The 19,301-nt window shown below is 70.6% G+C and carries 14 protein-coding genes; 11 read left to right on the top strand and 3 right to left on the bottom strand.

Features of this window, described 5'->3' with window-relative positions:
- Positions 1-140 precede the first annotated feature (140 nt).
- The 5 genes from ABZ464_RS26830 (at position 141) to ABZ464_RS26810 (ending at position 7,001) form a co-directional block, all read left to right on the top strand.
- Positions 141-1,409: an extracellular solute-binding protein gene (locus ABZ464_RS26830; RefSeq protein WP_359280463.1), complete on the top strand. Its 1,269-nt coding sequence runs from the start codon at positions 141-143 to the stop codon at positions 1,407-1,409.
- A gap of 98 nt (positions 1,410-1,507) precedes the next feature.
- Entirely contained in the window at positions 1,508-2,380 is an 873-nt protein-coding gene (locus tag ABZ464_RS26825) for a sugar ABC transporter permease (protein WP_359280461.1), read from the top strand.
- A gap of 32 nt (positions 2,381-2,412) precedes the next feature.
- Complete coding sequence (locus ABZ464_RS26820) at positions 2,413-3,324, top strand: carbohydrate ABC transporter permease (RefSeq protein WP_359280460.1); 912 nt, start codon at positions 2,413-2,415, stop codon at positions 3,322-3,324.
- A gap of 222 nt (positions 3,325-3,546) precedes the next feature.
- Positions 3,547-4,404, top strand: a complete 858-nt coding sequence (locus ABZ464_RS26815; protein WP_359280459.1) for a glycoside hydrolase family 43 protein — start codon at positions 3,547-3,549, stop codon at positions 4,402-4,404.
- Positions 4,405-4,520: 116 nt separating this feature from the next.
- A complete protein-coding gene (locus ABZ464_RS26810; protein ID WP_359280457.1) occupies positions 4,521-7,001 on the top strand; it encodes a carbohydrate binding domain-containing protein in 2,481 nt (826 codons plus the stop codon).
- Between the two features lie 212 nt (positions 7,002-7,213).
- Here ABZ464_RS26810 and ABZ464_RS26805 read toward each other — a convergent pair whose 3' ends face one another.
- Complete coding sequence (locus ABZ464_RS26805; RefSeq protein ID WP_359280455.1) at positions 7,214-9,103, bottom strand: glycoside hydrolase family 97 catalytic domain-containing protein; 1,890 nt, start codon at positions 9,101-9,103, stop codon at positions 7,214-7,216.
- Positions 9,104-9,153: 50 nt separating this feature from the next.
- Positions 9,154-11,457, bottom strand: a complete 2,304-nt coding sequence (locus ABZ464_RS26800; RefSeq protein ID WP_359280493.1) for a Tat pathway signal sequence domain protein — start codon at positions 11,455-11,457, stop codon at positions 9,154-9,156.
- Between the two features lie 135 nt (positions 11,458-11,592).
- Here ABZ464_RS26800 and ABZ464_RS26795 point away from each other — a divergent pair, with 135 nt between their 5' ends.
- Positions 11,593-12,249 carry a polysaccharide lyase family 7 protein gene (locus ABZ464_RS26795; RefSeq protein WP_359280453.1) on the top strand — a complete coding sequence of 219 codons (657 nt, stop codon included), beginning with the start codon at positions 11,593-11,595 and terminating at the stop codon, positions 12,247-12,249.
- A gap of 44 nt (positions 12,250-12,293) precedes the next feature.
- A complete protein-coding gene (locus ABZ464_RS26790) occupies positions 12,294-12,845 on the top strand; it encodes an SsgA family sporulation/cell division regulator (protein WP_359280452.1) in 552 nt (183 codons plus the stop codon).
- Positions 12,846-12,976: 131 nt separating this feature from the next.
- Here ABZ464_RS26790 and ABZ464_RS26785 read toward each other — a convergent pair whose 3' ends face one another.
- The gene (locus ABZ464_RS26785; RefSeq protein WP_359280450.1) at positions 12,977-14,833 is read right to left on the bottom strand and encodes a glycoside hydrolase family 35 protein; all 1,857 of its coding nucleotides are present in this window, start codon (positions 14,831-14,833) and stop codon (positions 12,977-12,979) included.
- A gap of 113 nt (positions 14,834-14,946) precedes the next feature.
- On the opposite strand from ABZ464_RS26785, the gene ABZ464_RS26780 reads away from it, so the two are divergent.
- The 4 genes from ABZ464_RS26780 (at position 14,947) to ABZ464_RS26765 (ending at position 19,282) form a co-directional block, all read left to right on the top strand.
- Positions 14,947-15,966 (top strand): LacI family DNA-binding transcriptional regulator, encoded by a 1,020-nt coding sequence (locus tag ABZ464_RS26780; protein WP_359280448.1) that lies wholly within the window; start codon positions 14,947-14,949, stop codon positions 15,964-15,966.
- 101 nt (positions 15,967-16,067) lie between these two features.
- Positions 16,068-17,393 (top strand): carbohydrate ABC transporter substrate-binding protein, encoded by a 1,326-nt coding sequence (locus ABZ464_RS26775; protein WP_359280446.1) that lies wholly within the window; start codon positions 16,068-16,070, stop codon positions 17,391-17,393.
- A 4-nt stretch (positions 17,394-17,397) separates the two neighbouring features.
- On the top strand, positions 17,398-18,375 hold the full coding sequence (locus tag ABZ464_RS26770; protein WP_359280445.1) for a sugar ABC transporter permease: 978 nt from the start codon (positions 17,398-17,400) through the stop codon (positions 18,373-18,375).
- Positions 18,376-18,385: 10 nt separating this feature from the next.
- Complete coding sequence (locus ABZ464_RS26765; RefSeq protein ID WP_359280443.1) at positions 18,386-19,282, top strand: carbohydrate ABC transporter permease; 897 nt, start codon at positions 18,386-18,388, stop codon at positions 19,280-19,282.
- The last annotated feature ends 19 nt before the right edge of the window (positions 19,283-19,301 follow it).

Below are 19,301 nucleotides of genomic sequence, written 5' to 3'. Positions count from 1 at the left end.
GCGGAGTCACGCCCATCTGCTCGGATGGCCACGGAAAGTTACGTATAGATGTCGCGTAAGTTTTGCGTTACAGTCCCGGCCAACGGAAACCCCTGCAGACGTGACAAGTCGGTCCGTACCGACGATGGGTGAGGTGTGCAATGAAGCGCTCTGGGAGATGTCTCGCGGTCGCCACCACGGTCGCCGCCATGGCGATGTCGCTGGCCGCGTGCGGCGGTGACTCGTCCGGCGCGTCCGCCGACGGCACGGTGACCCTGCATGTGCAGGCATGGAAGGGCGGCGGTGCGGAGCCGGCGAACGTCGCCGAGATCAACAAGGCGTTCGAGAAGGCCAACCCGAAGATCAAGGTCGACTTCGAGTACATCACCGCGAACGACACCTACGTCCAGAAGCTCCAGCCCGAACTGCTGGGCGGCAAGGCCGGCGACGTCATCATGGTCGACACGGACAAGATGAAGAAGTGGGGCGCCTCCGGCTACCTCGCCGACCTGTCCGGGGAGTCGTGGACGAGCCGGATAGCCCCGGACGCCAAGCCGTTCGCCCAGACCGACGGCAAGACCCTCGCGATGCCGATGGAGCTGATCGGCATCGGCCTGTACGCCAACATGGACCTGTTGAAGAAGGCGGGCATCACCGAAGTCCCCGCCGACTGGCCGACGTTCCTCGCCGACCTCGCCCAGGTCAAGAAGGCCGGCATCACCCCGATCGCGCTGCCCGACAAGTCCGCCTGGACCGGCAGCTCCGTCTTCCAGGCCGCCGGATCGACCCTCGTCTACAACGGGAACAAGAAGTGGGACGCCGACTTCCTGGACGGCAAGGCCTCCTTCGACCCCGACTGGAAGGAGTCGCTGGAGCAGCTGAAGACCCTCGAGGACAAGGGGTACGTCAGCTGGAAGAACGAGCTCGGCGTCGACGAATGGGCGCAGGGCCCGCAGGACTTCAGCGCCGGCAAGAGCGCCTTCTGGTACCAGGGCGCCTGGCAGGTCTCCAACGTCAAGAAGGCCGGCTTCCCCGTCTCCTTCGCGCCCTGGCCGGGCGGCGCCGCCGGCACCAAGCCCAACGGCATGCTCTTCTCCGGCACCATGTGGGCCGTCAACTCCCAGTCCCAGCAGGGTGACGCGGCGCGCGAGTACGTCAAGTTCTGGTCGCAGAACCAGAACCTCGCCAAGTACCTCGAGGCCGAGCACGCGGAGTCGCCCTTCATCGGCGGACTGACCCCGGAGAGCACCGAGACCACGGCCTTCACCGACGCCTTCAAGGACGGCCGTTACCGGATCCTCCCGTCCAACTCCTGGTACGGCGCCGCCTCCGAGACCGCCACCGGATCCAAGATCCAGGCCTATCTGCTGGGCAAGGCGTCCGAGGCGCAGACCCTCAAGGACATCCAGACCGCGGCGTCCGCGAAGTAACACCCTGACCGGCTGTGGCGGGGGCGCGAAGAACGGCTCCTGACCGCCCCCGCCACGGCCACATCCGGGCAAGAGATCCGGGCAAGAGGAGGACCCCCGTGTTCCACCGACGGCGCGCCACCATGGCCGCCTTCCTGCTGCCGGCCATCGTCGTCTACGGCGTCTTCATGCTGTATCCGCTGGCCCGCGGCGTCTACCTGAGCATGACCGACAGCCTCGGCGGCCCGATCGCCCACTTCGTCGGCACCCGGCAGTACCGCGCCATGGCCGACGACGACGCCGTCACCGCCGCCCTCTGGCACACCGTGCTCTACGCGGTCGTCGTGGTGGTCGTGCAGAACGGCCTCGGCCTGCTCTTCGCGAGCATGCTGTTCCGCCGCCCCCGGGTCCGCAAGGTACTCAACGTCGTCCTGCTCACCCCGACGCTGATCTCCCCCGTGATGGCCGCCTTCATCTGGTCGTACCTGTTCGCCCCGACCGGCGGCATCAACGCCCTCCTCGACCTGGTCGGCCTGCACGGCCTGAACCACGTCTGGCTCGGCGACACCTCCACCGCGCTGTACTCGGTGGCCGCCGTCAACATCTGGATGTTCACCGGCTACTCCTGCGCGATCTTCCTCGCCAGCTACATGAGCCTGCCGGCCGAACTCCTCGAGGCGGCGGCCCTGGACGGCGCGAGCGGCTGGCGGCGCTTCCGCAGCGTCGAGTGGCCGCTGCTCGCCCCGGCGCTCACCGTCAACGTGACGCTCAGCCTGATCGGTTCGCTGAAGGTCTTCGAGTTCCCCCTCGTGCTGACCAACGGCGGCCCCGCCGGAGCCACGGACACCCTGACCCTGCTGGTCTACCGGAACGTCTTCGGCGGCGGGAAGTTCGCCTACGGCGTCGCGCTGTCGGTCGTCCTCCTCGCGACCGTGGTCGTCCTGTCCAGCGCCACCTCCTCCCTGCTCCGGCTGCGCGAGCGACGCATCTGATGGAACCCGACGGAAGCGGACGGACCGCCACCATGACTTCAGACCTCACCTCGCCGCCGGCCGAGACCCTGCCGCCCGCCGTCGTCAAGCACCCGGCCCCCGCCCGCCCCTCTCCGGGCAGCCCGCTGCGCCGGCTGACCGGCGGCCTCGGCACCGTCCTGCTCTGCCTCGGCACGCTGCTGTTCGTCCTGCCGTTCCTCTTCACGGTCGCCACCTCGCTGCGCACCGCCGCCGACGTGGCCCGCTCCCCGCTGGGCATCCCGCACTCGCTGACCCTGAAGAACTTCTCCGCGGCCTTCAGCCAGATCCACTACGGGCGCAGCACCCTCAACACCCTGCTCATCACCGGCCTGTCGTGCGTCGCCATCACCGTGATCGGCTCGCTCGCCGCGTACCCCCTCGCCCGGATCACCCAGCACTGGTCCACCGCCGTGTACCGGCTGTTCATCCTGGGCACCTCGATCCCGGTGTTCGTGGTGGCCGCCCCCCTGTACCTGCTGATGCGCGACCTGAACCTGCTGGACAGCTACACGGGCGTGGTCCTCATCTACACGGCCCTCAACCTCCCGGTCGCCGTGTTCTTCTACACCAGCTTCATCCGCTCCGTCCCCACCGACCTGGAGGAGGCGGCGGCACTCGACGGCTGCGGCGCGTTCCGCACGTTCTTCACGATCATCCTGCCGCTGCTGCGGCCGGTCACCAGCACCCTGCTGACCTTCGTCTCCCTGCAGATCTGGAACGACCTGCTGGTCCCGCTGGTGTTCCTGCAGGACCCCGACAAGCGGACCGTCATGGTGAACGCGTACTCGTTCATCGACCCGCACACCGTGCAGCCGACCACCCTCTTCCCGGCCGCGCTCCTCGGCGTGCTGCCGCTCCTGCTCCTTTTCGTCTTCTTCCAGCGCCAGGTGGTCGCCGGCATGTCCGCCGGCGCGGTCAAGTAACCGACGCGGCGGCGGCTTCCGCCGCTGCGACCACGAGGGAGGGACCCGGGCGCCGCGCTCCCCGGGCCTGCCCGTCCCCTCCTCCTCGGGCGCCGCGTCACCCGGCCCGCCACCCCTGCGCCGACCGGCGCCGCTCCGTGCCGCCCCGAGCCCCCCACTCCACCACGACCTCACCGTCCCGGGGCACCCCTGCCCCTGACGTACCGGAAGGACCCGCCACCGATGTACGTGGTCTCCTACTTCACCGACGCCGAAGAGGCGCTGCACCTGGCCTACAGCCACGACGGCCATGAGTTCGTGCCCGTGAACGGCGGGCGGCCCGTCCTGCGGGGCACGGTCGGCACCGGCAGACTGCGGGATCCGTTCATCGGGGTGGGCCCCGAGGGGCTGTTCCATCTGCTGGCCACGGACGGGTGGACGAGCCCGTACATCGTGCACGCCACCTCGGCCGATCTGCTCACCTGGTCCGACCAGGAACTCCTCCCGGTCATGGCCGAGGTGGACGGCGCCCACAACGCCTGGGCGCCGGAGTTCTTCCGGGAGCCCGCGACCGGCGTCCACCACCTCATCTGGTCGTCGGTCGTCGAGGCCGGCAGCAGCGCCGAGGGCCGGGACTTCGAACACCACACGCAGAACCACCGCATCTGGCACTGCACCACCGAGGACTTCCGTACGTTCTCGGCCCCCGACATCTTCTTCGACCCCGGCCACTCGGTCATCGACGCCACCGTGCGGGAGCTGGAGGGCGGCGGCTTCCTCATGGCGTACAAGGACGAGCGCGGCACCAACGACCTCGCCACCGCCCACAAGGACATCCATCTCACCACCTTCGACACCCCGGGCGGACCGTGGACGTCCTCCGTGGGACCGGTCACCCCCTCCGTGGTCGAGGGTCCGTCGATCTTCCGGCGCGGGGACGAGATGGTCATGATCTTCGACCACTTCCTCGAAGGGAGATACGGAGCGGCCCGCAGCAAGGACGGCGTGGACTGGGAGCCGGTCCCCCTCGCCCTGCCCCCGGGCATGCGACACGCCTCCGTCCTCGAAACGCCCCTCCCGCCAGCCCTGCCGACGCGCTGAGGCGACCGCATGAACTCCGGGCGGGCCGGGTCCGGTACCCCGCCCCGCCCGGGACCCGAAGAGCCGTGTCGCGTCCCGCGGCGCGGAGAACCCTTCACCCACCAAGGAGCGTCGCGATGAAGCGTCGCAGAACGGACCGCCCGGGCCTCAGGGCCTCGCGCATCCTCACCCTGCTCGCCACCCTGGCGGGCGCCCTCCTCCTCCCGGCCCACACCGCCCTCGCCGCCGGCACCACCTACTACGTCGACTGCTCGGCCGCCGCCAACGGCAGCGGCACCCAGGCCAGCCCCTGGAACTCGGTGAGCGGCGTCAACAGCACCACCTTCGCCGCCGGCGACAGCGTCCTGTTCGCCGCCGGCACCACCTGCACCGGCCAGCTGACCCCCGGCGGCTCCGGCTCCTCCGGCAGCCCCATCACCATGGGCGCGTACGGCAGCGGCGCCAAGCCGGTCATCGACGCACAGGGCGCCACCGGCCCCGTCATCCATCTCCTCAACCAGCAGTACTGGGAGATCGGCGGCCTGGAGCTCACCAACGCGGCCTCCTCCCCGAACTACCGCTCCGGCGTCCTCGCGGAGAACAGCTCCGGCGGGATCCTGCACCACATCCGGGTGCACGACATGTACATCCACGACATCACCGGCTACGGCGGCGGCTGGTACGCCACCAACGCGGGCGTCGGCGTCCAGACCGACCACACCACCCCCGTCTCCACCTTTGACGACATCGTGGTCGAGAACAACACCTTCGACCACGTCGACCGGATCGCCGTCGCCGTCACCCCGGACGGGGACGGCCAGGGCACCGGCCTGACCACCGGCACCGTCATCCGCGGCAACACGATGACCTACGACGGCGCGGACGACATCCTCGTTGTCAAGAACGACGGCGCCCTCATCGACGGCAACAAGGCGGGCTACGGCGGCGCGAAGAACACCTGCCCGCCCTCCGGCCAGTACTGCAACGGCGCCTCCGCCGGCATCTGGATGTCCGGCAGCTCCAACACCGTCGTGCAGAACAACGAGGTGTACTGCCACGTCAACGGAGCCGACGGCACCGGCTACGACGTCGACTGGGGCAACCACAACACCACGTTCCAGTACAACTACAGCCACCAGAACCTCGGCGGCTTCATGCTGATCATGCCGCCGTTCACCATCGCCAACGAGCCCACCTCGACCGTCCCGAGCGACGGCACGGTGATCCGCTACAACATCAGCGAGAACGACGGCACCAACACCGGCTGCCCCGCCTCCGGCACCCCCACCCACGGCACCGGCGTCTTCCACTTCGTGGGCAACATCCCCAACCAGAGCGGCAGTTCGGCCGCCGTCCCGCTCATCTACAACAACAGCGTCTACGTCAACAAGAGCGGCCTGAACACCCCGATCCTGTACTCCCGGCGCGGTTCCAGCGTCACCGGCACCCTGTCCTTCCAGAACAACGCCGTCTTCAACTACGGCACCGGCGGCTACTTCACGACCAGCGCCGGCTCCGTCTACTCCCACAACCTCTTCTACGGCAACCACCCCTCCTCCGAGCCCGCCGACGCGGCGAAGGTGACGGCCGACCCGCAGTTCCGCAACCCCGGCAACGCCAACGGCTCCTCCTCCTACACCGGCGAGAACGCCTACCAGGTCCACCCGTCCTCGCCCGTGCTCCGGGCCGGAGCGGTGATCGGCTCCAACGGCGGCAAGGACGCCTTCGGCAACACCGTCTCCGCGACGGCCGCGCCCAACATCGGCGCCTACAACGGCACCGGCGGCAACCTCCTCTCCAACCCCGGCTTCGAGACGGGCGCCTTGAGCCCGTGGACCCAGGCCAGCGGCAACGCCTCGTCCGTCACCGGCTCCAACGCCCGTACCGGCACGTACGCGCTGACCACGACGGCGAGCAGCAGCGGAGCCAACCAGACATTGACCGGCCTCAGCCCCAACACCACCTATCTGCTGACCGGTTGGGCCAAGGTCGCGAACGCGGGCGAGACGCTCGCCGTCGGCGTGAAGAACTTCGGCGGCACCGAGACCTACACCAACATCGCCACCACCTCGTACACCCAGGCGGCGGTGGTGTTCACCACCGGCTCCTCGAACACCTCGGCCCTGATCTACTGCTGGAAGAACGCGGGCGGCAGCGGCGCGGGATACTGCGACGACCTCGCGGTGGAACCCCTGTCCTCCGCGACCAACGCGCTCACCAACGCCGGCTTCGAGACGGGCGCCCTCACCCCGTGGGCCCAGAGCACCGGTACGGCGTCCGCCGTCGTCGCCTCCAACGCCCGCACCGGCACCTACGCCCTGCAGACCGGCGTCAGCGCCAGCGGCGCCATCCAGACGGTGAGCGGTCTGACCGCCGGCGGCACCTATCTCCTCGCCGGCTGGGCGAAGGCGGCCACCGCCGGTGAGGAGGTCGCGGTCGGCGTGAAGAGCTTCGGCGGCACGGAGACGTACCTGCGCACCTCCACCACCTCCTACGCCCAGCAGCCGATCTTCTTCACCACGGGCGCGTCCACCACCTCGGCCGGCGTCTACTGCTACAAGAACGCGGGCTCGGCGGCCGGATACTGCGACGACTACACCCTGATCAAGCTGCCCTGACCCTCGCCCCCCTGAGACCGTGGGCGGGCCGGTGCATCCGGCCCGCCCACGGGTGTTTGCCACGCCGGGACACCTTGCCCAGGCTTCCCTGACCGCGCGCGACGGCCGCGAGCTGCGGATCGCGCTCGACGAGGACTGCGGCACCCTCCTCGGTACGGTCGGTCCGCCGGCCTGCGACCCCCCTCCGGCCGCCGCACCCGTGTCACCGGCCGTCAGCGGTAACAGGTGGTCACACCCGGGCGCCACGGGCAGGCGAGGGCGGCGAAGCCGCCGTTGGCGGTGATGCCCACGGTCAGGGTGTCGCCGCCGTGCAGCACCCGGCTGTCCTGGACCAGCCCGTCGGCGCCGTCCCTGATCGTCTCCACCAGCCAGCGGCCCCGACCGATGTCCAGCGGCACCTCGGCGGTACGGGCGGCGCCCGCGTACACCGCGCCGACGAACCAGCGGTCCCCGCTGCGGCGCGCGAGCACCGCCTCCCGGCCGGGGGCGCCGGCGAGCAGCCGGGTGTCGTCCCAGGCGGCCGGGACCTGGTCGAAGTAGGCCCGGGCGAGCGGTCGTTCGTCGTACGACTCGGGGGTGCCCGCGAACATCTGCAGCCCCGATTCGTAGGCGACGGTCAGTCCCACCTCGGCCGCGTCGGAGTTGGGCCGCAGCCCGACGCGCTGGAAGGCGCCGGGGGTGAAGTCCATGCCGCCGACGACGTTCCGGGTGAAGGGCAGGGTGGTGAGGTGGGCGGCGGTGTTGGTGCGCTTCTCCTCGCCGCCGACCCCCTCCAGCGTCATCACGTGCGGCCAGGTGCGCTGGACGCCCTTGGGGATCGTGGAGCCGTGGAAGTCCACCATGAGGTGGTGGGCGGCGGTCTCCGGGAGGATCGCGTCGTACCACTGGAGCATGGACCGCGCCTCGGAGTTCATGAAGTCGATCTTGACCCCCTTGACACCCCACCGCTCCAGCGTGGGCAGCCACAGCGCGCGTTCCTCGGGTGTGTCGAGGTCGCGCTGATGGATCCAGACGATGATCCCGACGCCCTTGTCCCGTGCGTACCGGACGAGTTCGGGCATCCAGCTGGTGGCCGGCCAGTCGGGATCGGTGACGTCCCACTCGTCCTTCTTGAAGTACCAGCCCGAGTCGACCGCCTCGTAGGGCCAGCCCCGCTCGGCGGCGTAGTCGACGTACGCCTTCTGCGCCGCGAGGCTCTGCCCCGCCGTGCGCCCGCCGGCCAGCCAGGTCCACAGCACGGTGCCGGGGCGGATCCAGGAGGGGTCGGCGACCCGGGAGGCGGGCGCGAGGTCGTCGGTGAAGGTGGACCGGGTGACCGTAGCGAGGTCGCCGGTGACCAGGGCCCGCCACGGGGTGGCGAGGGGGCCGTCGGCGGGGACCCGCGCGTCGGCGAGCTGGACGCGGTAGGTGCCGGTGCCCTGGGTGTGGGCGAGCCGGGCGCCCGAGTAGGAGCCGGTCAGGTCGGACTCGGCGAGCAGGACGTACCCGCCCGGAGTGGCGAAGAGCGCCTGGTCGGAGTAGGCGCCGGTGGGAGCCGTGGCGGCGGTGTACGGGGCGAACTGCCCCTCGTTGTCGACCCGGTAGGTGCTCAGCCAGGCGTCCGCGTCCGGTGGCAGCTCGAAGGCGGAGGCCTCGCCGAGGACGTCGCCGTGACCGTCGGGCAGGACGTACCGGTAGGCGATCCCGTCGGCGGCGGCGCGGACCACGAGGTCGAGCCGGTCGCCCGCGGCGGTGGCGAACGACAGCCGGGTCTCCCGCATCCCGGCCCGGCGCTCCAGCCGCTTGCCGGACCTCGCCCGGTACCGCTCGTCGACCAGGCGGTCCGTGCGGTGCAGGAACCGTAACCCCCGTGACAGATCGGCCTGTTCGGTGACGATGCCGACGGGCGACGGCTCGACGGCCGTACGCCCGTCCCGGGACACCGAGAGGCTCAGCGTGCCGGTGTCGTCGTCGAGGGACACGCGTGCCAGGGGTGCGTGCGCCCCTGTCGAGACGGACCAGAGGTGGTCCTGCGGACCGGCCTGCGCGGGCCCGGTCGTCAGGAGTGCGGCCGTCAGCCCGGCGCAGAGCGCGGCGACCGCGGAACGGATCGGAACAGCCATGAGAACTCTCCCTGGGAGGGGTCCGGATCGGCGGTCGTCATCGGCGGTCGTCACGGAAGGCCCCAGGCCGCGCCCGGTTCGCCGACCGCGACGGGCGCGATGACCAGGTCGGGCCGGGCACCGGAGTGGATCAGCACCTCGCGGCCCCGGGGCAGGTCGATGGAGAGGACCCCGTCGCCCAGGTCGCGGGCGCGGGCCGGGGTGCCGTCGTCGAGGAGGACGGTGAGGGTGCCGCTCAGCCCGTGCCGGACCTCGAGGGGCTCGCCCGCGAGGCTCCGGATCCGGACGAACCGGGTCGCCCCGGCCTCACGGACCGCGCTGACGAGGAAGGCGCCCTGGGTACGGAAGTTGTGGAGGGTGAGGTCCGCCCAGGCGCTCGGGACGGCCGGGAAGACGCGGATCACCCCGCCCCAGCTCTGGCAGAACATGTCGTGCAGCGACTGTGAGGCGGACAGCGGTGTCTCGATCACCGGACCGGCCTCGGTGTAGTGGGTGTTGGCCTGGCAGGGGTAGCGGGTGGACGGGTCGAAGAACTTCCGCAGGCGGGCGAGCGCGGTGTCGCCGTCGCCGGTCATCGCGTACATCGAGGCGGCGCCGGTGTAGCTGTAGCCGCGGTGGGCGCCGGTCAGCGCGTGCCAGTGGGCGACGGACTTCGCGATCAGCTCCCGGTTCTCGGGCTGGTCCCAGTTGACCAGGTACAGCGGGTACACCATCAGCAGGTGCGAGTAGTGCCGGTGGGACTGCGCGTACGGGGTGTCGGCGCCGATCATGAAGCCGTTCGCGTCGACCGGGTACGGCGTGAGCTTTGCCAGTACCTCCTGCCAGTGGGGGGCCGACTCGTCCTGGATGCCGAGGAGTGCGGCGGAGTCGAGCAGGGTTCGGCAGCCCCAGCGGATCAGCGCGAGGTCGTAGTTGGTGTCCTGCGGCGGGACGACCGGGTACTCGGGGGACAGGGTGCTCGGCAGATGCAGCCTGCCGTCGCTGCCCGGGGTGAGGAAGTGCAGGTAGTAGGCGATGGCCCGGCGCAGCACGGGGTAGACCGTGTCGCGCAGCAGCGACTCGTCCATGGAGTGCCGGTAGGACAGCCACACGTTGTGCAGCGCCCAGGTGAGGTCGCCGGTCTCGGCGCCGGTGCCGGGGCGGCCCACCTCCCGGGCGGCGAACATGTCGGAGCTGCGTCCGACGCCGGAGCTGTCCGCGCGGTAGGGGGCGGGCACGTTGGCGATCAGCTGTTCCTGGTTCTGCCGCAGGGTGGTGGCGAGCGCGTCGAGCTCCGGGTGGTTGGAGCCGTGGATCAGCCAGTACTCCAGCTGCACATTGAGGTTCCACCACACGGCGGGCCACGGGGTGGGCTCCAGCCAGGGGCCACAGGTCGCCATGACGGGCCCGCCCGCGCGGCTGGCGGAGGCGACCTTGTAGAGCTGGATCCAGTGGAAGCTCTGCAGCCGCCCGTCGGGGAACGAGACGAAGCTCTTCGGGTAGAAGGCGTGCCACCAGCGCCTGTGTCGTCGTCTCAGGGCGCCGTACGAGACCGCGCGGCGCAGCTGGCGCAGGGAGTCGGCCTCGGCGGCGGCGCCGGAAGGGAATCCGTGGCCGACGCTCAGCAGCAGCTCGGCGCCGGTGCGGCGGTGGGCGGTGGCCGTCGCGCCGCCGCCGCTGAGGGGCTGGAGCACCTGCTCGGTGCCGTCGGCCGCGGTACGGGTGGTCCAGGGCGGGTTGGCGGTGTAGCCGGCGGGCGGGGCCTCGCTGATCCGGCGGGGGCTGACGGCGTCCTCGGGGTGGAAGGTCCAGACGGCCCGCTCGCCGCCGTCGGCCGTCACCCGGGCGGCCAGCACCTCGTCGTGGACGAACGCGGAGAGGGTGAGGGTGCCGGCCGTCGTGGTGACGGTGCCGGTGAGCTCGGCGTTCCACAGGCTCAGCCGCCAGTCGACGGCGGTGATGGTGCCGGCCGGTTCGAGTGTGAGATGTCCGACCGGCAGCCGGCAGGTGCCCCACCCGCTGCCGAACTGCGGCCGGTGGTCCTGGACCCGGGCGTGCTGGACGGTGAACCGGATCCGGTTCTCGCCCGGCTCCTGGTAGACCATGCTGCCGAGCCGACCGTCGCCGAGGAAGGGACCCTCGTACCAGCGGGTGGGCAGCCTGGTCCACAGCAGGTCCTGGCCGCGTAGGAAGTCCGTCCAGGCGCGGTCGGTGGTCATGGTGTCGCGGAGCTTCCAGGGGCGCCCGGCGGGTCCTCCGACGTCTGCCGCGGCAAGGGCCGGCGCGGGCAGTGCGGCGGTCGCCGCTCCGCCGAGGGCGGTGCCGATCACGGTGCGGCGGGGGATCGCCACGTCCTTCCCCGACTGCGAGGTCATCGTCGTCCTCCAGAGCTGATGGGTCATCAACACAGGTGATTCATCGGGTGTATTGGGGAACGTAGGCACCTTGTGTAGACCTGTCAATGACTCTGGCCCTTGACTGCTCCGATGTATTGGGGTTAAAGACACCTCATGAATCGGAGAAACCTCTTACGCGCGGGCGGCGGACTGCTCGCCGGCGGGGTCGTCGCGGCGGGTCCGGCCGCGACCGCCCCCACCGACGGCTGGACGCAGACCTCGTTCACCTACAGCTGGCACAAGCCCTGGAATCTCGACCTGAGCGAGCGCCACAGCTACAGCGGCGGCGTGCACCGCATGTGGGTGTACGCCACCGACGAACCGTTCCAGGAGGGCAGCGACACCGACCCGCGCACCGAGATGCGCTGGCAGGTCGACTACACCACCGGCGAGCGGATGTGGGACGCCGACGTCTATCTGCCCTCCGGCACCGACGGCGCGTCCTTCGTCCAGATCCTGCGCGGCGTCCACCCCTCGGGCACCCCGGCCACCGACATCATGCTCAACGTCTACGACACCGGCGGCGGCACCGTACGGCGCTACGACGGCACGGTGCTCAGGACGGACGCCTACGACACCTGGTTCAACGTGAAGATCGCCCATCAGGCGACCAGTGGCACCGGCACCATCAAGGTCTACCTCGACGACTCCCTCGCCCTCACCGTCGCCGACCGGGGCCCCGCCACCCGCTACTTCAAGAACGGCGTCTACGACCACGGCTCCGGCCGCGTCGAGGCCCGCTTCCGCAACATCCGCTACTGGACGCGCTGACCCCATGTGACGCACGTCATAACGGAGTTCTCCGGAGTGGCGTAATGACCGGCCCACTCCTCGCTCATCAGGGTGAGGCGGCGGAACCTGCCGCCGCCCCGCCCCTTTCGGAGACCGCCGTGTACATCAGCCTCGACCAGCCCATGGGCGCCTGCCTGCTCACCCATGACCAGCGGGAGCTGGCCGTGCCGGCCAACCTGCGCTGCACCTCCGACGACCCGCTCTCCGTACGGCTGGTGTTCCCCGCCAGTGCCGCGCTGGACGGCGAGGAGGTCACCTGGGTGCTGGCGCGCGCCCTCCTGGAAGAGGGGCTGGAGCGCCCGGCCGACGGGGGCAGTGTGCGGATCCGCCCGCACGGACCGGCCCACACCACCGTCGAGCTGCGCGCGGCGGAGGGCGCGGCCCTGATCCGCTTCGAGACGGCCGCCCTCCGGCGCTTTCTGCTCCGCTGGGCCACGGTAGGCGAGCGGGTCGCGGCCCCGGCCGAGCCGGTCGCCGTCGCGCCGGTGAGAACCATCGGGGAGCGGCGCACGCCTCCCCCGGCGAATCCCGCGTCCCGGCGGCAGGTGGCGGTACAGCGATCATGGGCGATGTGACGGCACGGGGGCCGCGGCCCGGCACCTGCATGATGCGGCTTGTCGGTTCGTGCTTCCAGGTCGTACCGTCCACACCTGTCGCGCCCCGACCGGATGGGCGTCCTCAACGAGCCGTTCGAACGTGAGACCGGTCAGTCGAACTCCTCCACGTACTCCTCCGGCGGCCCCAGCTCGGCGCGGTCCCGCAACTCCAGCGCCGTGCCCAGGCGTTCCAGCTCCAGGACCGTCACCGTGTTGTCGCCGGTCCGCAGCAGCGGGGCCGGGCAGTACAGGGTGAGTTGAGGGCCGGCCGCGCGGTAGCGGCCGAGCAGGAAGCCGTTCACCCAGACCAGGCCACGGACCGACCCCGGCAGTGCGAGGAACGTGTCCGCGGGGGTGCCGAGGTGGAACACCGCCGTGGCGAAACCCGCCCGGGTGCGTGCGGGGCCCGCGGCGACCGCGGCGGCCAGCTCGGCGGAGGCCCACTCCTGCAGCGCGACCGGTGCGCTGTCCCAGCCCTGGACGAGTCGCCGGTCGACCAGCACGGGACCGAGCAGGCCCTTGTGCCCGCCGATGCCGGGCCCGTAGTTCACCCGCCCGAGGTTCTCGACCAGCACGTCCAACCGTACGACCGCACCGGTGCCGTGAAGCGTCAGCTCCGGGTGGTCGGGATCGGCCACACCGAGCAGCGTGCCGTCGACGAGGACCAGGGCCCGGTCCCGTACGTCCTTCAGGACCAGCCGGTGCTCACCCGGCGGGACCAGGGGGTGGGCGGTGTACAGGACCATGCCCGCGTCCAGCCCGAGCCGCTCGAACGAGGCGGGACGCGGACCGGTGGTGACCGGGGCCGGCACGGCCCGCAGACCGGCCAGCACGTCCGCCCGGTGGACCAGCGGGAGCCGGGCCGCCGGGAGCTTGGGCGGGCGGACCTCCGAGCGGACCGGACCACGGGCCCCGAGCACCTCGCGCATCGCGAAGAACTTGGCGGTGAGACCGCCGTCCTCGGCGATCGGCGCGTCGGAGTCGTAGCTCGTGACCACGGGCCGCAGCCGGCCCTCCTCCTCGTTGGCGCCCGCCCAGAGCCCGAAGTTGGTGCCGCCGTGCGCCATGTAGAGGCTCACGCCGCCGCCGTCGGCGAGGATCCCGCGGAGCGTGCCGACCGCGCTCTCCACCTCCCGCACATGGTGCCGTCCGCCCCAGTGGTCGAACCAGCCGTTCCAGAACTCGGCGACCAGGAACGGCTCGTCGGGGCGGCGGGCGGCAAGGAGGCGCCGGGCGGCCTCGGGCCGGGAGCCCAGGGTGACGGCCGTCAGGGTGCCGGGCAGGGTGCCGCCGTCCAGCATGAGGTCGGTGGGGCCGTCGGCGGTGAACAGCAGTTCGCGGACGCCCCGTTCGACCAGCGCCCGCCGCAGCCGGCGCAGATACGCGTGATCGTCGCCGTAACTGCCGAACTCGTTCTCCACCTGTACCGCCACGACCGGCCCGCCCGCGCAGGCCTGGAGCGAGGCGATGCGCGGGATCAGCCGGTCGAACCAGCGGCCCACGGGGAAGACGAACGCGGGATCCGAACTGCGCAGGGCCACCTCCCGGGCGGTGAGCCAGCTCGGCAGACCGCCGTTGGACCACTCCGCGCAGATGTACGGGCCCGGCCGGACCACGGCGTCCAGGCCCTCCTCGGCCACCGTGTGCAGGAACCGCTCCACGTCCCGCCAGCCGTCGAAGCGCGGCTCCTCGTCCTCGCGGGGCTGGTGGAAGTTCCACGGCACATACGTGTCGACGGTGTTGAGGCCGAGGTCGGCCAGCCGGCGGATCCGGTCCCGCCACAGACCGGGATGGACCCGGAAGTAGTGCAGCGACCCGGAGAGGACGCGATGGGGGACGCCGTACCGGTGGAGGCGGCCCCCGTCCCAGGTGAGGGCCGCACTCGCCGCGTCGGTCGTGGTGTGGGCCGGACAGATGGGAGTCACGCTCGGCTCGGTCACCGTGCGAGCGTATGTTATCGATGCCATGTGTAACAAGAACGCTAGGATCGAGACCGGGGACCCAGATCTCGTCGGATCTCGGGATCCCCCTCGGGATCCAGGAGAGGCCGTCGCGAAGCCGGCGCCGGAGAGGGAGCGCCATGAGCGAGGGCACCACGCGGCCGAGGCAGCCGAGCATGGCCGACGTCGCCCGGACCGCCGGGGTGTCGGCGCAGACCGTCTCGCGCGCGCTGCGCGGCTCACCGAACGTCAACCCCGAGACCCGGCGGCGGGTGCTCGCCGCCGTGGAGCACACCGGCTACCGGTTCAACAGCGCCGCCCGCGCGCTGTCCTCCGGTCGCAGCCACACCATCGGGCTCGTGCTGCTGGCCTCCGGCGGCTACTACTCGCGCTCGGCGGTGACCGCCGGTGTCGAGGCCGCCGCGGGCGCGGCCGGGTACGCGGTGAACATCGCGACCATCGCCGCGCTCGACACCGGCCTCATGGAGCGGGCCCTGGCCCGCCTCGCCGACCAGGGCGTGGACGGCTTCGTGATCGCCGTACCGCTCATCTCGGTGACACCGAAGATGGAGGACATCACCCGCGACATCCCGACCGTCACCCTCGACGGCTCGCGCACGGCGGGCGCCCGGGTGCTCGGCATAGACCAGCGGGAGGCGGGCCGGGTCGCCACCCGGCATCTGCTCGACCTGGGGCACCGGCAGGTCTGGCACATCTCGGGACCCGACGAATGGATCGAGGCGCGCCGTCGCCGGCAGGGCTGGCAGGAGTGCCTGGCCGCGGCCGGCATCGAGGCGCCGCCACCCCTGGAGGGCGACTGGTCACCGGACTCCGGGTACCGGCTGGGACAGATCATCGCCATGATCCCGGAGGTCACCGCGGTCTTCGTGGCCGGCGACGAGATGGCCTTCGGAGTCATCCGCGCCCTGCGCGAACGCGGCCGCTCGGTGCCCGAGGACGTCTCGATCGTCGGCGTCGACGACATCGCCCTCGCCGCCTACTGCGCCCCGCCGCTGACCACCGTCCGCCAGGACTTCTACCGCTACGGCGCCGCGGCCGTCGCCCTGCTGCTGGAGGGCGACGAGGCCGGCGCCGAGGAGGCCGTGGCCACGCCGTCCCTGTCGGTGCGCGCCTCCACGGCGCCGCCGCGCAGCTCCTGAGACGCCCGCACCCACCGCACCGCGGCCCCTTGCGCCGCCCCCTGATCGGTGCCACCGTATGGCCTCATGTTATCGGTGCCACCGTAACAGGGAGGACCCCCATGAGGAGATCGCTCGTCCTCGCGGGCGCCGCGATCACGGTGCTCGGACTGCTCACCGGCTGCTCGGCCGGAGACGGGAGCGGTACGGACTCGGGAAGGACGACCCTGGAGGTCGCCGCCCTCGAAGGCGGCTACGGCCGGGACATGTACACCCAGGTCATCAAGGCGTACGAGACCGCCCACCCCGACATCGACGTCCGGCTGAAGATCTCGAAGAGCATCGAGGACGAGATCACCCCGAACATGAAGGCGGGCCGCTACCCGGACGTCGTGGTCCTCGGCCAGGGCCGCAAGGCCGCCCTCACCGAGACCCTCATCAAGGACAAGGCCCTGGAGGACCTCACCCCGGTCCTGAAGGAGAAGATCCCCGGCGAGTCGAAGACCGTGGGCGACAAACTCACCCAGGGCATCGTCGGCAACCTCAACACCAACCCCTACGGCACCGACAAGACGTATCTGCTGCCGATGTACTACGCCCCGACCGGCCTCTTCCACAACGAGGGCCTGTTCAAGGAGAAGGGCTGGAAGGTCCCGGCCACCTGGGACGAGATGTTCGCGCTCGGCGACACCGCCAAGAAGCAGGGCATCCCCCTCTTCACCTACCCGACCGCCGGCTACCTCGACTCGTACTTCTTCGCGCTCCTCGCCGACATCGGCGGCGAACAGTTCTACACGGACGTCATGACGTACAAGAAGGACGTCTGGAAGAGCGCGAACGCCCGCAAGGCCCTCGATCTCACCACCCGGCTGCTGAGCTATGCCGCCCCGACCACCGTCGGGTACGCCAACGAGCAGGACTTCACCAAGAACCAGCAGCTCATCCTCGACGACAAGGCGCTGTTCATGCCGAACGGCACCTGGATCGTGGGCGAGATGGCGGACGCGCCGCGCGCGAAGGGCTTCCAGTGGGCTCTGACCCCGCTGCCGGCGGTCACGGCGGGCGGCAAGCGCTACATCACCACCTCGGTCGAGTCGGTGTGGATCCCGACCGCGGCGCAACACAAGGACGCGGCCAAGGACTTCATCGCCTACCTCTACTCCGACGAGGCCGCGAAGATCTTCGCCAGGTCGAACGCCGTCCAGCCCATCGAGGGCATCGCGAGCAGCCTGACCGGCGAGAACGCCGCCTTCTACCAGGTCTACTCCGACCCGGACGTGTCCGCGCTGGTCGGCGGGTTCGCGAGCACCGCTCCCGTCGAGGGCGTCGACATCAAGGCCACCCTCTTCGACACCGCGAACAGCGTCATCAGCGGCGACACCACCGAGGACAAGTGGCAGTCCGCGCTGAACGAGGCCAGTGAGAAGCTCCGCGCGGCGGGCGACTGACGCGGTGACGACACTCTCCACCCCACCCCCGGGCTCCGCCCACCGCACACCCGGACGCCGGACCCCGCCGCCCGCACCTCCCCGGCGGGCGGCGGCCCGGGGGCGCGGCCCCACCGGCTTCGTCCTGGCCTGTCTGCTGCCCGCGCTGGTCCTCTTCACGGTCTTCATGGCCGTCCCGACCGTGAACGTGTTCCGGATGTCCTTCTACACCTGGAGCGGCTTCTCCCCGCGGAAGCGGTTCGTCGGGTGGAACAACTTCCAACACCTGCTGGACGACGACCAGTTCGTGCGCGCCTTCCAGAACACGGTCGCGCTCCTCGTCGTGGTGACCGTCGTGACGATGGGCGCCGGCCTGTTCCTCGCGGCGGTCATGACCCGCCAGCGGCTGCGCGGCCGGGGCCTCTACCGGTTCGTCCTCTACATCCCCAACGTGCTCTCGGTGGTCGTGATCGCGGCGATCTTCTCCGCCGTCTACGACCAGAGGAACGGCCTGCTCAACGGCACCCTCCGGCTGCTCTCCCTCGACGGCTGGCAGCGGATCTGGCTCGGCGACCAGAAGATCGTGCTCTACTCCGTCGCGATCGCCATGGTCTGGCAGTCGCTCGGCTACTACATGGTCCTCTACATGGCGGGCATGGCGAGCATCCCCGAGGAGCTCTACGAGGCGAGCGCGCTCGACGGGGCCTCCGCCGTCCGCCAGTTCTTCGCTCTCACCCTGCCGCTGATCTGGCAGAACCTGCGCACCACCCTGACCTTCTTCATCATGAGTTCCGTCAACCTCAGCTTCGTCCTCGTCCGGGCGATGACCGGCGGCGGCCCCGACGGCTCCTCCGAGGTGCTGCTCGACTACATGTACAAGCAGGCGTACACGAACTCGTCGTACGGCTACGGCATGGCGATCGGCGTCGTAGTCTTCGCGTTCTCGTTCCTCGTGTCGCTCCTGGTGAGCCGGGCGACCCGCCGCGAGCCCCTCCAGTTCTGAGGACCAGCCCATGACCACGCCAGCCGCCCACCGCCCCCGCGCAGCCCACCGCCCCCGCACCGCCCGGCTGCTCACCCACGCGCTCGTCGCCGCCCTCGCGCTCGCCGTCGCGGTACCGGTCGGCTGGGTGCTGCTCGCCTCCCTCAAACAGAAGAGCGAGTTCTTCGGCAGCCCCTGGACCCTGCCGAAGAGCGCGCATCTGCGCAACTACACCGACGCGTTCCTCGGCGCGCACATGGGCCGGTACTTCCTGACCTCGGCCCTCGTCACCCTGCTCGGCCTGGCCCTCGTCCTCGCCGTCTCGGTACCGGCGGCGTACGTCGTCGCCCGCTACGAGTTCCGCGGCCGCCGTCTCATCGAACTCGCCCTGATGGCAGGCCTGTTCGTCAACGTCAACTACATCGTCGTACCGATCTTCCTGATGCTCGTCGACTGGGACCGCGCACTGATCGACGTCTTCCCCGGCGGCTTCTTCATCGACAACCCGGCGATCCTGTCCCTCGTCTACGCCGCGACGTCCATCCCCTTCACCGTCTACCTGCTGACCGCCTTCTTCCGGTCGATCCCGGTCGAGTACGAGGAGGCCGCCGCGCTGGACGGCGCCTCCCGCCTGCGGATCATGACCAGGATCATGCTCCCGATGGCCCGCCCGGCCGTCACCACCGTCATCCTGTTCGACTTCCTCGCCTACTGGAACGACTTCATCATCTCGCTCACCCTGCTCCCGGGCGACGACAAGACCCTCCAGGTCGGCCTGCTCAATCTGTTCACCGCGCAGAAGGCGGCGGCCGACTACGGACGCCTCTACGCCGGCATGGTCATCGTCATCGTGCCGGTCCTCGTCGTCTACGCGCTCATCCAACGCCGCCTCATCGAGGGCATCGCCTCCGGCGGGGTGAAGGGCTGATCCGCACCCGCGCCACACC

Source organism: Streptomyces sp. NPDC005820, assembly GCF_040630255.1.
GTDB lineage: Bacteria > Actinomycetota > Actinomycetes > Streptomycetales > Streptomycetaceae > Streptomyces.
This window is presented reverse-complemented; position numbering and strand designations above follow the sequence as displayed.

Excerpts from the sequence above, each read along its gene's own strand:
- ABZ464_RS26820 (WP_359280460.1), top strand. The coding sequence starts at position 2,413 with ATGACTTCAGACCTCACCTCGCCGCCGGCCGAGACCCTGCCGCCCGCC.
- ABZ464_RS26790 (WP_359280452.1), top strand. The coding sequence starts at position 12,294 with ATGACCGGCCCACTCCTCGCTCATCAGGGTGAGGCGGCGGAACCTGCC.
- ABZ464_RS26830 (WP_359280463.1), top strand. The coding sequence starts at position 141 with ATGAAGCGCTCTGGGAGATGTCTCGCGGTCGCCACCACGGTCGCCGCC.
- ABZ464_RS26815 (WP_359280459.1), top strand. The coding sequence starts at position 3,547 with ATGTACGTGGTCTCCTACTTCACCGACGCCGAAGAGGCGCTGCACCTG.
- ABZ464_RS26800 (WP_359280493.1), bottom strand. The coding sequence starts at position 11,457 with ATGACCTCGCAGTCGGGGAAGGACGTGGCGATCCCCCGCCGCACCGTG.
- ABZ464_RS26805 (WP_359280455.1), bottom strand. The coding sequence starts at position 9,103 with ATGGCTGTTCCGATCCGTTCCGCGGTCGCCGCGCTCTGCGCCGGGCTG.
- ABZ464_RS26785 (WP_359280450.1), bottom strand. The coding sequence starts at position 14,833 with ATGGCATCGATAACATACGCTCGCACGGTGACCGAGCCGAGCGTGACT.
- ABZ464_RS26810 (WP_359280457.1), top strand. The coding sequence starts at position 4,521 with ATGAAGCGTCGCAGAACGGACCGCCCGGGCCTCAGGGCCTCGCGCATC.
- ABZ464_RS26780 (WP_359280448.1), top strand. The coding sequence starts at position 14,947 with ATGAGCGAGGGCACCACGCGGCCGAGGCAGCCGAGCATGGCCGACGTC.
- ABZ464_RS26775 (WP_359280446.1), top strand. The coding sequence starts at position 16,068 with ATGAGGAGATCGCTCGTCCTCGCGGGCGCCGCGATCACGGTGCTCGGA.
- ABZ464_RS26795 (WP_359280453.1), top strand. The coding sequence starts at position 11,593 with ATGAATCGGAGAAACCTCTTACGCGCGGGCGGCGGACTGCTCGCCGGC.
- ABZ464_RS26765 (WP_359280443.1), top strand. The coding sequence starts at position 18,386 with ATGACCACGCCAGCCGCCCACCGCCCCCGCGCAGCCCACCGCCCCCGC.